The sequence below is a fragment of the Streptomyces sp. NPDC001634 genome, assembly GCF_040298185.1.
Lineage (GTDB): Bacteria > Actinomycetota > Actinomycetes > Streptomycetales > Streptomycetaceae > Streptomyces.
This window is the reverse complement of record NZ_JBEOZU010000025.1, coordinates 13881-29123: the sequence shown is the minus strand read 5'-3', so window position 1 is coordinate 29123 and position 15243 is coordinate 13881. Positions and strand designations below refer to the sequence as shown.

Below are 15243 nucleotides of genomic sequence, written 5' to 3'. Positions count from 1 at the left end.
CCGTCCTCCGACCCGGAACGAGTCACGCCGCTCACTTCCGGGGACGCCATGCCTCGATCGGGTTGCCCAGCCAGCGGGTGTCATCGGGAACCGACTCCGCTGCCATCACGAGCGAGGCGGGACCCAGCGTCGTGCGGGCACCGACCGTGCTGCCGGGCAGGACGATTCCGCCAGGGCCCAGTGTCGCGCCCTCACGGAGGACCACAGTATCCGTCCGCAAGATCCGGTCGTGGAAGAGGTGGGTCTGCAGTACACAGCCCCGGTTGACCGTGGCCCCGTCCTCCAGCGTCACCAGGTCCGTCTCCGGCAGCCAGTAGCTCTCCACCCACACGCCCCGGCCGATGCGGGCGCCGAGCCCGCGCAGCCACAGCGTCATCAGCGGCGTGCCCGGCACCGCCCCGGCCAGCCAGGGCACGGCCACGACCTCGACGAACGTGTCCGCCAGCTCGTTGCGCCACACGAACGAGCTCCACAAGGGGTGCTCCCCGGCCCGGTGCCTGCCCACGAGCAGCCACTTCGCCACGACGGACACGGCACAGGCGGCCAGACCGGCGCCCAGGAGCACCACCCCGCACAGCAGCCATGCCCAGCCGCCCAGAGCACTGAGCGCCCCGGCCGTCAGCACGGCGAGCCCTGCCGAGCAGAACACGGGAACGATCCGGCACAGTTCCACCAGGGCGCGCGCCCACAGAAGCCGGGCCGGCGGGTCGTACGTACGGCTCTGATCGCTTTCGGACACCGAGCGCGGCAGCTTCACCGGCGGCAGCCCAAGGTACGAGCTGCCCTTCTTCGCCTTCTTCGGCGTCGCCGACAGCACACCGACCAGCCCGCCGTCCGGCACGCTGCGGCCCGGGGCGGTCATCCCGGAGTTCCCGAGGAACGCGCGCCGCCCGATCTCCGCGCGCCCGATCCGCACCCAGCCGCCGCCCAGCTCGTACGGCGCGGTCAGTGTGTCGTCCGCCAGGAACGCCCCGTCGCCGACCGTGGTCAGGCTCGGCAGCGCCAGGACGGTCGACACCTCGGCGCCCCGCCCGATCCGCATTCCGAGCAGCCGCAGCCACACCGGAGTGATCAGCCCGGCGTACAGCGGGAACAGGGTCTGGCGCGAGCGGTCCATCAGCTGGGTGACCGTCCAGGCCTGCCAGCCGATCCGGCTGTGCGTGGGGTGCGTGCCCTCGCGCAGGCCGAGACTCATCAGACGTACGGCGATCAGGAGCATCAGCGCGTATGTGAGCCCGAACGCGAGCGTCGAGGGAACCAGCGCCACGGCGGCACCCTGCAGGGCCGCGCCGAGACCGGCGGCCGGGTCGACGAACACATGCGCCACCAGGAGCGCGGCCACACCGGCCGGTACGGGCAGTGCAGTCAGTGCAACGCCGGTTGCGCCGTACATCGCCCGCCACCACGTGCCGCGCTGCGGCCGCTCCTTGGGCCAGTTGCGCTTCGCCTTCCCGAGCTTGACGGCGGGCGCGCCCGCCCAGCGCTGACCGGTCGGGATCTGCCCGGCGACGGCCGATCCGGGCGCCACCTCGGCCCGCTTGCCGACCCGCGCGCCGGGGAAGAGCATGCTGCGCGTCCCGACCACGGCGTGCGCCCCGACCTTGACCGTGCCGATCTCCAGCCGGTCGCCGTCCAGCCAGTAGCCCGCCAGGTCCACCTCGGACTCGACGGCCGCGCCCCGGCCCAGCCTCAGCATGCCGGTCACCGGCGGCAGCGAGTGCAGGTCCACGTCCGGTCCGATCTTGGCGCCCAGCGCCCGCGCATACCGCTCCAGCCACGAGCCGGTCAGCGTGGTCGCCCCGCTGAACTCGGCGAGCCGTTCCGCGGTCCACAGCCTCAGGTGCACGCTGCCGCCGCGCGCGTACCGGCCGGGTGTGACGCCCCGCAGCAGCAGCCGTGCCCCGCCCGCGGCGATCGCGAGCCGCCCCGGCGGACTGAAGAACAGCACCGCTCCGGCCGCCACGGCCCACCAGGAGGTCGTCGGCGCCCACGGATAGGGACCGAACCAGTGCAGTACGTTCCCGAGCACGGCCAGCGCCACCGTCCAGCGCAGCCCGAGCACCGTGAACAGAGGGATCAGCACAAGGAGCTGCAGCGCCCTGGCCCGCGCCGGAACCGGCGCGATCACCCGCTGCGCCCCGTCGCCCTGGGCCGACTCCTCCAGATGGCGGGCCAGCTTGCGCAGCGTGGGCTGCTGGTAGATGTCGAGTACGGCCGCGCTCGGATAACGGGTGCGCAGCCGGGTGGTGAGCTGGGCGGCGGCCAGGCTGCTGCCGCCGATCGCGAAGAAGTCGTCGGATGCGTCGGCCACCGGGATGCCGAGGACCTCGGTCCACTGCTCGGCGAGCCACGCCTCAGTGCCGTAGAGCTGGGCGGCGGGCCCCTCAAGGCCTTCCAGGGGCCAGGGCAGCGCGTTCCGGTCGACCTTGCCGGACGTGCGGGTCGGCAGGTCGTCGACCGGCGCGAGCAGCGGGACCAGGGCGGCGGGAAGCTCGGCACGCAGCTTCTCGACGGCCGCCGTGTGGTCCCACCCCTCCTGGGTGACGACGTACCCGACCAGGAGCTGATTTCCGCTGCGCGCGGTCCGTACGGCGGCGGCGGCACCGGCCACCCCGGGCAGGGCCTGCAGGGCGGCATCCACCTCACCGAGTTCGATCCGCCGTCCGCCGAGCTTGATCTGCTCGTCCGCGCGACCGAGGAAGATCAGCCCCTCGGGATCGGCCCGCACGAGGTCCCCGCTGCGGTAGGCGCGCTCCCAGCCGAGAGACTCCAGGGGCGCGTACTTCTCCGCGTCCTTCTCGGCATCCAGATAGCGGGCGAGCCCGACCCCGCCGATCACCAGCTGCCCGCTGTCGCCCATCGCCACCGGCTGCCCCGCGTCGTCCACGACGGCCAGCTCCCAGCCATTCAGGGGCAGCCCGATCCGGATCGGCTCCTCGCCGGTGAGCAGCGCGGCACAGGCCACCACGGTCGCCTCGGTCGGCCCGTATGTGTTCCAGACCTCGCGCCCCTCGGTGACCAGCCGCTGAGCCAGCTCGGGCGGGCAGGCCTCGCCGCCGAAGATCAGCAGGCGGACGTCGTTGAGGGTCTCGGGCTCCCACAGCGCGGCCAGGGTCGGTACGGTCGACACGACGGTGATCTCCTGGTCGACCAGCCAGGGGCCGAGGTCGGCGCCGCTGCGCACCTGCGCGCGCGGTACCGGCACCAGGCAGGCCCCGTACCGCCAGGCCAGCCACATCTCCTCGCAGGAGGCGTCGAAGGCGACGGACAGGCCCGCCATGACCCGGTCGCCGGGCCCGATCGGCTCCTCCGTCAGGAACAGCTCCGCCTCGGCATCCACGAACGCGGCGGCGCTGCGATGGCTGACGGCGACGCCCTTGGGCCTGCCGGTGGAGCCGGAGGTGAAGATGATCCAGGCATCGTCCACGACGCCGGGGCGGCCGGCGGGGGAGCCGGAGGTGCCGTGGACGGTGATCTGGTGCTCAGCGCCGATCACGGCGCGCACCTGTGCCTCCCCGAACACCAGCTCGGCCCGCTCGTCCGGGTCCTCGGCGTCCACCGGGACGTAGGCGCCACCCGCGGCGAGTACGGCCAGGATCGCCACGTACAGGTCGTTGGTGCCGGACGGGACACGCACCCCGACCCGGTCGCCGAGCCCCACGCCGGCGTCCGCCAGGCGCCGCCTGAGGGCCTCGACCTCGACGGCCAGGGCGCGGTAGGTCAGACAACGGCGGCCGTCGTCAAGGGCCGGCTCGTCGGGGTAGTCGCGCACCGAGGCGTCGAGGATGTCCACGAGCGTCCGCGGCGAGGCGGCGGGGGCGGCAAAGAAACGCGCGCCGTCGCCGAAGGCGGCGCGCATCTCCACCTCGGACAGCGCGAGTGCAGGGCCTTGCTGGAGGGCTGCCATCGGGTCCTCACGTGTCGTTCCCGGAGTGTTCCGGGGCGCTGGTGGGCCGCAGGGATGCCTGGGGATCTTCCGGTCCAGCTCCAAACAAGCGGGAAATTTTAGTACGACGCTAGCCGCGGTCCCGGCCAGCAGCCATCCGAAGGGACGTCCACCAGTACCCGGAAACGGCAGTTCCGGGGCGCTGACGTGGGGATTTGTCGCCGTGACGAGATATGCCCCACACAGGCTCACAACACCCCTGAGGCCGCCGTCCCGCGGTCGGGGCGTCGCTCATTCCGCATGTCCGGTAGGGGACTTGAAACCCCGCCCGGGGCACCCGCTCACGACCGAACCGGCCTACGAAAACCACCCGTCCGGCCCTTCGCCGGCACCGGGGGAGAACCAGCCTTCCTGCCGTCAGATTCTCAACTCCGCCGTGTCTCCCATCACCGCGACCGGATGCTGTTTGGGGTCGAGCGTGCGCAGCAGGTACTCCATCGCCTTCTTGGACAGGGGCACGCACGCCGAGGTGCCGCTGCCGTGGTCCATGTGGCGTCAGATACTGCCGCCCTTCGACTGCCCCTTGTGTCGGGTCATTGGGCGCAGTGCCCCTGACGCGGTTGTCATCGATGGCGATGACGTAGTCGAAATCGTGCCAATACGCTTTGCTTCAGCTGCGGGGGGCCTCGAACGATGCGGATTTCGTGTAGGGCATTGACTCCGGGGGAGTCGAGCACGCCGCCCGCGTCGCTCAGCGTGAACACTCCCATCGGGCTGCACTGGTCGCCCTCGTGATGGTCCGTCATCCAGCCTTTCCTCCCGTTGTGCGCCGCCCAGGAACGTATCCGCTTGCAGGCGGAGTCGTGCTTGGTGAAGAGCGCAACGGTCGAGTCGGGTGAGCTCCTTGCCCGCACCGTGGTCGGCGACCACCTGGAGGGAGTCGGCCGACATCGGCCGGCACCTGTCGCCACAGCCGTCGCCGATTCCGGGTATCCGGTGCAGGGCCGCTCTCGGCGCCGACGCGTGATGTGGCCGGCCGCCCATCGCGGCGCCGCATTTGTGGTCCGAACTGCCGCAAGCCGCGAGGGCCATTGTCACCGCACCGCAGGCCGCAACCGCCACCGTCCGCCTCGCACCACTCTTTCGTATGGGCCCCATGACCGCAGCCTGCCCCGAACGAATATGCGCAGACCCGATGTGCGGATCCCCCTCACCCCGGCCCGGTGGAACGGGCCCGAGGCGGGCGGTTCCTGTCGGGACGCGAGCCGCTGCAGTGAATTGGCGCCCACGAACAGCGCCTCGCGCCTGCCGGCGAAGTGCCGGAAGAACATGCGCACAGTCAGCCCGCCCGCTCAAAACGGGCCACGCGTTCGGCCCCCGGCCGACTCCTGCTGCCGATCCGAAGTGATGACAGCGGATGACATCACCTGCTACGGTCGATGGCAGTGACTGACATCGATCTGTTCCCGCAGCACGCCGTGCGGCAGGACGGTCGACTCACCCGGAGGATTTCTCATGCGCGTATTCGTGACGGGCGCGTCCGGCTGGATAGGCTCCGCCGTCGTTCCCGAACTCATTGGCGCAGGCCATCAAGTCGTCGGGCTCGCCCGCTCGGAGGCCTCGGCCGCCGCCCTCACCGCGGCCGGGGCCGAGGTGTATCCCGGCACGCTTGATGATCTCGACAGCCTGCGCAGCGCGGCTGCGGAGTCGGATGGCGTGATCCACCTCGCCTTCAAGCACGACAGGGCATTCTCGGGCGACTTTCAGGGCGCTGCGGATGCGGATCGCCGCGCCGTCGAGACGATCGGCGAGGCGCTCGCGGGCTCCGGCCGGCCGTTCGTCATCGCCTCCGGGATACTCGGGATCGCACCGGGGCGTGTGGGCACCGAAGAGGACGCTCGTCCCGGCCAGGGTATGGCGCATCTGAACGCCGGACCTCGGACTCGGCTCGCCACAGCGCATCTGACGCTCTCCCTCGCTTCCCGCGACGTCCGCTCGTCCGTGGTGCGACTCCCCCCGACGGTGCACGGCGAAGGAGACAACGGCTTCATGGCGACGCTGGTGAGCATCGCCCGCGCCAACGGCGCCTCCGGCTACATCGGCGACGGGACGAACCGCTGGCCCGCCGTGCACCGGCTCGACGCAGCGCACCTCTTCCGCCTGGCGCTCGAGAAGGCCTCGGCGGGATCGGTACTGCACGCGGTCGCCGACGAGGGGGTGCCGATCCGTGCCATCGCCGAGGTGATCGGACGGCATCTCGACCTCCCCGTGGTCGCCATCCCGCCCGAGGGCTCAGGCGAGCACTTCAACTGGCTGGCCGGCTTCCTCGCGATCGACGGCCCGGCCTCGAGCGCACTGACCCGCGAACTGATGGGATGGCAGCCGACCCTGCCCGGGCTCATCGACGACCTCGACAAAGGCCACTACTTCGACACCCCGACCGCATAACCAGCGGCGCCCTGCACAAAAAACGCCACTGCCACGACCGGCGACAGCGTGACCACCCCCGCCCCGCGGCCGGATTGATCCTCGGCCGACCGGCCGTAGGAATGTCGAAGAATTTCAGTATCACCGGAACCCGGCAAGGTGCCGGGTTCCGGTGATCTCTCAATCCAGAAGCGGCGCGACCGCATCCCGCAGTTGCTCGATGTGTTGGTGATATCAAACGGATCTTGCCCAGAGCAGGAAGGACGCGAGTGCGACCGCTGCTTCGTAGGAGATGGCGGTCTTCTCGTATCTCGTCGCGATGCCCGGAAACCCTTGGGCCGGTTGAAGCAGCGTTCTACGGTGTTGCGTTGAGGGTATGTCGCAATGTCGTGATCAGGGCGGTGGCACGGTCGACCGAGACCGGCGCGGGGCGCGCGGATGCGTTTCAGGGAAGGGCGTGCGCAGACGCTCTTGTGGCGTTGGCCCGGATCTGCTGCAGGGCACGGGTGAACACACCGTCCAGGGCCTGGCGGCGGAAGCGGGTGTACACCGTCTTCCACGGCCCGTAACGGGCCGGAAGGTCGCGCCAGGAGAGCCCGGTGCGGATCTTATGGACCACGCCATTGATGATCTTCCGGTCCTGGAGACGAGGCCGTCCGGTAGTAGCCCGGCGTATCAGCGGAGCGAGTAACTCCCGCTCGTGGTAGGCAAGTTCATGACGGCGTATTACACACCCGTCATGATCCATCACGAGGTGAGTCGGACGAGACAGAACTCGTTCCCTTCTGGGTCGGCCATGACCCGAGCGGTGACACCGTCTTCGGTCGATTCATCGATGACGAGGGCGCCGAGGGTCAGGGCGTGCCGTGTCGCTGCCCCGAGATCCGCCACGGTCAGATCGACATGCGCGCGGTTCTTGCCTGTCTTGGCTTCGCCGACACGCTGGAATGCAAGTGCCGGTGCGCCGTCTTCGGTGGGCTCCAAGATGACGTACTGCCTCCATCTCGTCTTGATCGGGACGCCGACAAGGTCCGACCAGAAGGCCGCGAGTCGCTCCGGGTCTGCGCAGTCCATGACGATGTGGGGCAGATGGATTTCCATCCGCGCAGTCTCACAGAACACTCCGGACGGCCACGTGGCTGGGTGCCGTCCTCACGTCGGCCCCGCCCACAGGAGGCATTCGGCCCGGCAGACTCACTACGTCTGGAAGTCGCAGGGAGTGCCTGCCTGGAGTTCGTTACGGCCTGCGACCCCGCCCCGGACTTCATGGACATGCTTCGCCATCGCCGCGGCCACTTACTCCGGGACTGGATCCAGAAAGCTCCACGGATTGGCCCCGGTGCCATCGGCATCCTTTCTGACTCCATCCGTCAGGATGTCCGCGCCGTTGGCGGGGTCCTTGGGGTCGGCCCGCGCCGCGCGTAGTCTCCGGGGGAGCGCATGGAGGCGCGGCGGAGAAGTCCGGGGGGCAGTCTTGTGGTGATTATTTGGCGTCGGATGGAGGAGCAGGACTTCCCGCTGCTGCGGAGGTGGCTGCAGCAGCCCCATGTGAAGCGCTGGTGGAATCACGAGACCACAGCGGAAGCGGTGGCGCGCGACTTCGGCCCCGCCGCCCGAGGGGAGGAGCCCTCGGAGGATCTCCTCGCATTCCTCGACGGCCGCCCGGTCGGCCTGATACAGCGTTCACGCCTGCACGACTACCCTGAGTACCTGGCGGAGCTGGCGGCCATCGTCCCTGTGCCTGACGGTGCGATGACCATCGACTACCTGATAGGCGATCCCCAGCAGATCGGCCAGGGCATCGGGACGGCGATGATCCGCTCAGTCATCGAGCGAACCTGGGCCGAGCACCCGGCCGCCCCGTGCATTCTCGTCCCGGTGGTGGCAGCCAACCGCGCTTCGTGGAGGGCGTTGGAGAGGGCCGGGCTGCGCCGGGTCGGGGTCGGAAACCTGGAGCCGGACAACCCGGTCGATGACTGGACCCACTATCTGTACCGCGTCGACCGGCCGGGGACCGGCGACTGACGGCGCGCCCGGCCTGCTCTGGTTCCGGCGTTCGGCCGAGCCGTCGCGGGATTCGCTTCGGGTGAGCCGCGACCACCGGCATCCATTCCCGCCTCTGCTCAGTCCTGCGGCTTTGACTGGTCGGCCGCCCAGTGCCTCGCGACGACACGGCCACTCATAGGGATGGAACGTGCGTTCAGCAGAGAACCTTGCCGGCACCGCGCCTTCCCCGCGCGCAACTGCTGCATGACAACGACGATGGGGAATCAATCTCAGGTCGGCGCCACAGCCGGCCCTCACACAGCACCCAGTAGGTTAAATCCATGGCTTAATCCACGGATAAATACTGCTAGTGTCCGGGGTGGAGGTAGCGCATGCCCACTCAGGACGAGCTTTTCGCGGCCGTGGACTCGCTGCTGGCGGGCGAGCCGGAGCTGCCGCTGCCCGCCGAGCGGGCCCGGCTGCGTGAGGCGGCCGGTGTCACGCAGGCTCGGCTGGCCCAGGTGCTGCGGACGACGACGCAGACCGTGAAGAACTGGGAGAACGGCCGGTCGGAGCCCCGGCCGCCGCGCCGCCAGGCGTACCAGCGGCTGCTGGAAGGCTGGGCGGCGAAGTACCCCCAGCCGGCAGACTCCGAGTCCGCCGACTCTGTGACCACCGACTCTGTGCCCACCGACTCCGAGCCCGAGTCCGGGCCCGACACGTTCACTGGCCCGGCCCGGCAGTCGGAGCCGCCGGCCCCGACCACTCCCACCGCTCCCTCGGCCAACCCTGCTCAAGCCGCTCAGGCAGCCACACCGCACCCTGGTTCCGCAACTCGGTCGACGGCACGCCGTACGGCGACGAAGGCGGCCGTGAGGCCGGCCGTCGACCCGCGCTTCCCGCACGGCCCGTTGGCGGTGCTGGACGGGAATGGCGCCGCCTACTGCGCGGGCGGGATCGTTCTGGAGTGCCCGGCCACGACGATCCCGCAGTTGGTGGAGTGGACGCTGCGCGAGTCGGGGATCGGCGCGGCGCGGCTGCACCGCAATGGCAAGGACGCCGACCCGCTGATTGCGCTGACCGAGTCCGCGACCGCTCGGTTCGGACTCCCGGCCCGTCTGGAGGACCGCCGAGGCTTGCGGCTGCCGGAGGACCATCCGGTTGTCAGGGAGATCGCCAGTGCGAAGTGGAAGCTGACGCAGCGTGGGTTCGGCCCGTGGGCCCGGATCTACCGCCCGGCGAAGGGCAATGAGCGGCAGTGTGTGCAGCTCGCCGTGCTGCCGTGGGACGCGCTGGACACCCGCGCGTGGGGCGACGCCGGCGAACTGCCGGCGCCGGAACTCGCCCGCGTCCTGGGCGTGTACGCCACCCGCGTCCTGACCCCGCGCGGGTCCACTGCGGTGACGGGGCTGGAGCTGATGACCGCGATGCGCCCGCCTACTCGCGCCGTGAAGGACACCTCGACCGGCGAGTGGGTCTCCGGCCACAACCCTGGCTCTCTCGGCACCATCCCCGTCGACCCGGCCCCGCCGGAGGCACCTCAGGAACACCCGGTTGCGCAGGGCTGGACGGGCGGGTTCCTGGATGAGGAGGCCTACCAGTGGGTGCGCGACCCGAAGTTGCTCACGGACGAGGAGTGCCTGCTGCCCTACGCCGTGGGCATCGACATCAACACTGCCTTCCTCGCCGCTGCCGCGCGTCTGGCCGTCGGCCTGGGCAGGCCGCGCCGCGTCCAACGGCCGGTGTTCGACAAGAAGGTGCCTGGCTCCTGGTTCGTGGATCTCTCCCACGTGGAGATCGACCCGCGTCTGCCGTCGCCGTTCACGCCCACCGGCGAGCGCCCGACCGGCCCGGCCTGGTACCAGACCAACAGCGTGGCCTACGCCGTCGAACTCGGCTATGACGTCCACCCGATGGAGGCGTTCGTCCGGGACGAGACCGGCCCGTACCTGGACCCGTGGCACGACCGCCTCAAGAACGCCTACGTGACGACCATGGCCGACCTCGGAGTGCCGACCGGTAAGGACGTCGACGAGCGTGCCTTCCTTGAGGCGATGGAGCACCACAAGCAGGTCGACCCGCCTCTGGCGTGTGTGCTGTCGGCGATCAAGGCCACCCTGAAGGGCGGTGTGGGCAAGCTGCGGGAGCGGCCGCAGGGACGGCACTACCGCGACGGCGACCGTTGGCCGGCCCTCGTACGTGCGACCTGGCGGCCGGACATCCGGGCAGCGGTCATCTCCAAGGCCCGCATCAACATGCACCGCAAGATGCTCAACACAGCCAAGGCGGCGGGCCTGTACCCGCTCGCGGTGCTGTCGGACTGCGTCGTATACCCCAGCAAGGGCCCCTCCCCGCTGGACTTCCTCCCCCTCACCGACGAGGGCCACGTCCTGCCCGGCACGTTCCGCCTCGGCGTCGGCCCGGGCCTGGCCAAGCTCGAAGGGGTCCAGGAGATGGCGTGGGCCGTGGACCTGATGGAGCAGGGCTACAACCCTGCCCGCCACATCAAGGGCGGCGACGCGGTCCTGGACGAAGGAGAGTGACCCGTGGGCGATATCGACGACGCCTTGGACCGGGCCGGTCAGGAGGCGTTCACCAGGGAGCCGCCCAAGACTCTCAAAGGGCAGATCAACTACTTGATGAGGCAGCTCAAGACGACGAGGGCCGTCGCCCAGGAGATCGGGGTCAGCCAGCGGTCGGTGGAGCGCTACCGGACGGGCGAGCGGAAACATCCGCCGAAGGCGATCGCCGACCGGATCGACGCCGCCGTACGGATCCGCTGGCAGCCGCAGGTGCGCCGACGGGCCCGCAAACAGGCCGCCACCGCCACCGGCATCACGGTCGAGACGCGCGCCCGGTTCGGCTACACCGCGCCCATCGGCACCACCGACGATCCGCGCATGCGGCGGTTGACCGTGCACCTTCCGCCGGAGTACGCGCGGCGCCTGTTCGACGCACAGCAGCAGGGGGCCACCGACCAGCAGATGCGGTCAATCGTTGCCGAAGGGCTCCAGGAAATCTACTTCAAGGACGGCGGACGCCGCGCTGACAACCTCGAAGTAGAACTCCGCGACATCGACTATTTCGACGTCTCTTTCTAGCTGGTCATCGCTGGTCATCGCTGGTCATCGCTGGTCATCGCTGGTCGAGCGGGAGAGCTCGGCGTGGCGTTTGTGCCGGCGGCCGGTCGCCAGGCCGTCCGCGAGCCGGGTCAGGCGCAGCCCGGCGCCGGGCGCCAGTGCGGCGGCCGCGGTCAGTAGCTCGATCTCGACCAGCGCGCTGATCAGTGGCCGATTTGGGGGCTGGGGCCAGGGCGGACTGTTCCCGGGCCGCTTCGAAGGCGGGGGAGCCGCCACGACCCTGATGATGTATCAGCTCCTCACACCCTTCACCCGGTGCCATCCCGTACGCCCACGGACGGACGCCGGACTCGCCGACACCATGTCAGGCAGACGTGTACCGGGCGGCAGTCGCGGGGCGGCGGTCCCGGCCGTACGCTGTGTGGCCGCGTAGGCACCGTCGCCACAAACCCTGCCCTTGCGTTCGGCAGCCCGGCTCCGACCTCTGCGTCGCCTGACGGCACACTGGGTCCGTGAACGAAGAGTTCAGGACCCTGCATGAACGACTTGGCCGGTTGGAGGAACTGCTCACCGCCGCTCAGGAGAGGCCGGCTGAGCCGGCCTGGCGTCGGCCCACCCCTGGTGAGTCGCGATGGGCCGTCACGGTTGCGGTGCTTGCCGCAGTCGCCCTCCAGCTCCTGCTCCCGGAGCGGCTGGTCTTCCGGCCGGAATGGCTGCTGCCCACGCTGGAGCTGCTTCTGTTGGTTGTGCTCGTCCCGGCTTCCAGAATCCGTACGAGACGGACGATCTCGTTGCTGCGCGGGGGCGGCCTGACGCTCGCTGCCATGGTCAGCCTGGCCAATGGCTGGTCGGCGGTGCTGCTGATCCGTGGCCTGGTGCGCGGGACCGAGGGCAGCGATGCCGGGGCACTGTTGATGACGGGGGCGGGTATCTGGCTGACCAACGTCATCGTCTTCGCTCTCTGGTACTGGGAGTGGGACAGGGGCGGACCGGCGGCCCGCGCCGAGGGCAGCCACGACTACCCGGACTTCCTCTTCCCCCAGATGCAGAGCAAGGAGTTGACGCAAGCGGACTGGGAACCGGCATTCGCCGACTACCTGTACGTGTCCTTCACCAATGCGACAGCCTTCAGCCCCACAGACACCATGCCCATGTCCCGCTGGGCGAAACTGCTGATGGCGCTGCAGGCATCGATCTCGTTGCTCACCCTGGCCCTGGTGGTCGCACGGGCGGTGAACATCTTCCGGGGGTGAGTGACCGTCCCCTGCGTGTGTTCATACGATCACGTTATTCGACTCCGGCGAAGATCGCCCGCGCCAACCGCCTGCTCACCGACCTCGACCCCGGCCTGTTCACAAGCTGCCTCTACGCCCACCTCGACCTCGCACACCAGCGTGCCCACCTGGCCACGGCAGGCCACCCGCCCCCGCTCCTGCGCACGCCCGACGTACACACCGAAGTCCTCGACCTGCCGTGCGGGCCCCTGCCAACGCCAGCCCATGGACACCCTCATCCACCACGGCCAACTCACCGATCCCCGCAACGACGACATCGCCCTGCCACTGCTCCACCCGCAACCGATCGGCGGATGACATGGGAACCGTTGCCCGGTTCGCCGAGCACGACGACGACTGCTCGAAGCGCCACCTCTTGCCGCAGCACGACAGGAACGGCAGTCCGAAGGGCCGGCCGTCCGGCGAACGGCCCCCATTCCAGGCGCCTCACTACCCTGGCACCGTGACACCCCAGACCTTCCTGTTACAGGCCCTCCACGACACCGCAGATCCACCTCTGCGCCTACTGCCGGTTCAAGCGGCGGAGCTTCTGGTGACCCTTGACGCCCCGCCGCGCCTGGCGGCCCACTTGCGGGCCGTCCACGATGTCGCGTACCGAGTCGTCGACTGGATGGCGCAGCGACACCCAGCTCTGCACTTCGATCGCGAAGCTGTGCTCTTCGGAGCTGCCATACATGACATAGGAAAGACAGTGCACGTCGCGGAGTTGACCGGGCCCGGTTCCGCGCACGAAGAGGCCGGACGGCGACTGCTGCTGGCCAGGGGCATCAGCGCGGAGCTGGCCCGCTTCGCGGGGACCCATGCGGCGTGGACCGGGCCGGACATCGAGATCGAAGACCTGCTGGTGAGCACGGCCGACAAGATCTGGAAGAACAAGCGTGTCCCCGACCTGGAGAATCTCGTGGTCACGCGACTCGCCGAGGCGAGCGGCCGGGCAGCCTGGGAAGAGTTCCTGGCGTTCGACGACCTACTCGGGTCCATCGGCGAAGGTGCGGACCGGCGGCTGGCCTTCCAGGCGTCATACCCGGTAGATAGCTGAGGGACGCCAACCACCTGCCGGCCCGCTGCCGGTAGCTGGGGGAGTCGTCCTGCCATGGACGACAGGCTGACGTACGCAGGGACCCCCCCGACTGGCCGGCTGCGGGTAGGCAACGGTGGAGTTGGGCAATCGTCCGGCCGCCGTCCGGTCAGGCCGCCGACCTGCTCGGCGAATGTCCAGCGCGAACAGCCTCTTCGGTTGCCGAGGGATCGAGGGTGCCCAAAGCCGGACTTGACCCGTCAGGAGCCCAAGGGTCGTTCGTACAGGGCGTGTTGACAGTGGCTGTGCACGCAACTCGCCCGCTCCCTGCCGTGCGGGCACCGGACCGCTTGCCAGTGGCACTGCCTTCACCGCCATGGCGTCGGAGGGGTCGATGACGCGCTCCGCTACAGCGTGTCCTCAACCACCTTGCCTGCCAGGCAGGAAACGAGCTGCCAGCCTGAACACCCCACCGGCACCCACCCCGTTCCCGAGAGGCACTCTGGCTCCTCTGCCCGTGCGGGGCAGCGACTGTGTGCGCTGCCGGGGGACCGGCCCGGTGCCGAGGCCTACTGGGCAGGTAGGGTCTCCCGCATCGTCTTCGCGGTGGTAGCCGGGTCGTAGTCCTCGGGGACGCCTGGGACCAGGATGATGTCGCCCTCGATGTGCCGTGAGCGCAAGGGTGCGATTTCCTGATATGCGGGTGAGTCCCACCAGGCCCGTGCCTCGGCGATCCCGGGGAAGCTGATCACCACGACGTGCCCGGGCCAGCTGCCCTCCTTTACCTCGTGTTGTGCGGCGTGCACGAGGAAGCGGCCGCCGTACGGCTCGAAGGTGGCGGTGATGTGCTCGATGTACTCGGCGATCTCCGGGTGCGGGGCGGCTTCCTGCAGGTGAGCTATGGCGTAGGCGGGCATGGCGTCCTTCCGGTCGGTCGAGCTCCGTACGCCGACGATCGTGACATGCGGATGAGTCGGGGTCGATGACCTGGCAGGTAAGCGCCGGGCCGTAGTGCGGACGTGCCACCTTGGTCGGCAAACGCCGCACGTCGACTGCGCCCGAGCACTCTCCTGCGTGCCGCAAATTGAGTCGCCTCGATGCCCTCGACATGTGCTGCTGAGACGGCATCTGATACCCACCGGGCGGGCGGTCCACCAGAGCGTAACCGGTCCCGGCGGGCTCGTGTCCTTGTCGAAACCGGGCGGCCGACCGCAGGCCCTGTCGCGCCGGACGCGGTTGGCGGCCTGATCGGCCTTCTCCGGGATGACGTGCCGGATCCCGCGCTTGCGCAGGTATCGGCGGGTCCGGCGGTTGCTGTAGCCCTTGTCCGCGCGCAACGGCGTCTGACTCTTCCACACATCAAGCCGCGCCCCGGCAGGATGCCCGGCGGCGCGCGCAGGAAAGATCCGCCGGACAGGCCCTGACCGACTTGACACGGTCGTACGCGGTGTCGCCGAGGACTGTGGTGCCTCGGGGTATGACGCTACAGCGGGCGTGTTGGACGCGCCGACAAAGGTGCTGTCGGAGCCCTGGCGCCACAACAACTCTCGC

At 69.7% G+C, this 15243-nt stretch carries 10 protein-coding genes and 4 pseudogenes; 7 read left to right on the top strand and 7 right to left on the bottom strand.

What is annotated here, in order from left to right:
* Positions 1 to 31: 31 nt before the first annotated feature.
* Both ABT186_RS18665 and ABT186_RS18660 read right to left on the bottom strand, forming a co-directional pair.
* A complete protein-coding gene (locus ABT186_RS18665; protein ID WP_351925899.1) occupies positions 32 to 3907 on the bottom strand; it encodes a Pls/PosA family non-ribosomal peptide synthetase in 3876 nt (1291 codons plus the stop codon).
* Between the two features lie 396 nt (positions 3908 to 4303).
* Positions 4304 to 5044 (bottom strand): annotated as a pseudogene (locus tag ABT186_RS18660) (hypothetical protein).
* Between the two features lie 357 nt (positions 5045 to 5401).
* On the opposite strand from ABT186_RS18660, the gene ABT186_RS18655 reads away from it, so the two are divergent.
* Positions 5402 to 6334 carry an SDR family oxidoreductase gene (locus ABT186_RS18655; protein ID WP_351925897.1) on the top strand — a complete coding sequence of 311 codons (933 nt, stop codon included), beginning with the start codon at positions 5402 to 5404 and terminating at the stop codon, positions 6332 to 6334.
* 213 nt (positions 6335 to 6547) lie between these two features.
* Here the strand turns inward: ABT186_RS18655 and ABT186_RS47980 are convergent.
* Positions 6548 to 7061: pseudogene (locus ABT186_RS47980) on the bottom strand (transposase).
* The gene (locus tag ABT186_RS18645) at positions 7061 to 7414 is read right to left on the bottom strand and encodes a VOC family protein (protein WP_351925895.1); all 354 of its coding nucleotides are present in this window, start codon (positions 7412 to 7414) and stop codon (positions 7061 to 7063) included. Before ABT186_RS18645 ends, ABT186_RS47980 begins: the two are co-directional and overlap by 1 nt.
* Positions 7415 to 7792: 378 nt before the next feature.
* Here ABT186_RS18645 and ABT186_RS18640 point away from each other — a divergent pair, with 378 nt between their 5' ends.
* The 3 genes from ABT186_RS18640 (at position 7793) to tpg (ending at position 11400) form a co-directional block, all read left to right on the top strand.
* Positions 7793 to 8338 carry a GNAT family N-acetyltransferase gene (locus tag ABT186_RS18640; protein WP_351925893.1) on the top strand — a complete coding sequence of 182 codons (546 nt, stop codon included), beginning with the start codon at positions 7793 to 7795 and terminating at the stop codon, positions 8336 to 8338.
* 353 nt (positions 8339 to 8691) lie between these two features.
* Positions 8692 to 10842, top strand: coding sequence for a telomere-associated protein Tap (gene tap / locus ABT186_RS18635; protein ID WP_351925891.1), 2151 nt, complete (start codon positions 8692 to 8694; stop codon positions 10840 to 10842).
* A gap of 3 nt (positions 10843 to 10845) precedes the next feature.
* Positions 10846 to 11400: a telomere-protecting terminal protein Tpg gene (tpg, locus tag ABT186_RS18630; protein WP_351227151.1), complete on the top strand. Its 555-nt coding sequence runs from the start codon at positions 10846 to 10848 to the stop codon at positions 11398 to 11400.
* A gap of 24 nt (positions 11401 to 11424) precedes the next feature.
* Here the strand turns inward: tpg and ABT186_RS18625 are convergent, their stop codons facing one another.
* Positions 11425 to 11655 (bottom strand): hypothetical protein, encoded by a 231-nt coding sequence (locus tag ABT186_RS18625; protein WP_351925890.1) that lies wholly within the window; start codon positions 11653 to 11655, stop codon positions 11425 to 11427.
* 236 nt (positions 11656 to 11891) lie between these two features.
* Between ABT186_RS18625 and ABT186_RS18620 the strand changes: the two genes are divergently transcribed.
* The 3 genes and pseudogenes from ABT186_RS18620 to ABT186_RS18610 all read left to right on the top strand — a co-directional run bounded on the left by ABT186_RS18620 (position 11892) and on the right by ABT186_RS18610 (position 13713).
* Positions 11892 to 12632 (top strand): hypothetical protein, encoded by a 741-nt coding sequence (locus ABT186_RS18620; protein ID WP_351227147.1) that lies wholly within the window; start codon positions 11892 to 11894, stop codon positions 12630 to 12632.
* A gap of 53 nt (positions 12633 to 12685) precedes the next feature.
* A pseudogene (locus ABT186_RS18615) lies at positions 12686 to 12865 on the top strand (SpoIIE family protein phosphatase); the annotation flags it as partial.
* A gap of 269 nt (positions 12866 to 13134) precedes the next feature.
* Entirely contained in the window at positions 13135 to 13713 is a 579-nt protein-coding gene (locus ABT186_RS18610) for an HD domain-containing protein (protein WP_351227207.1), read from the top strand.
* A gap of 548 nt (positions 13714 to 14261) precedes the next feature.
* Here ABT186_RS18610 and ABT186_RS18605 read toward each other — a convergent pair.
* Complete coding sequence (locus ABT186_RS18605; protein ID WP_351227205.1) at positions 14262 to 14609, bottom strand: DUF1330 domain-containing protein; 348 nt, start codon at positions 14607 to 14609, stop codon at positions 14262 to 14264.
* 267 nt (positions 14610 to 14876) lie between these two features.
* Positions 14877 to 15023 (bottom strand): annotated as a pseudogene (locus tag ABT186_RS18600) (IS5/IS1182 family transposase); the annotation flags it as partial.
* Between the last annotated feature and the right edge of the window lie 220 nt (positions 15024 to 15243).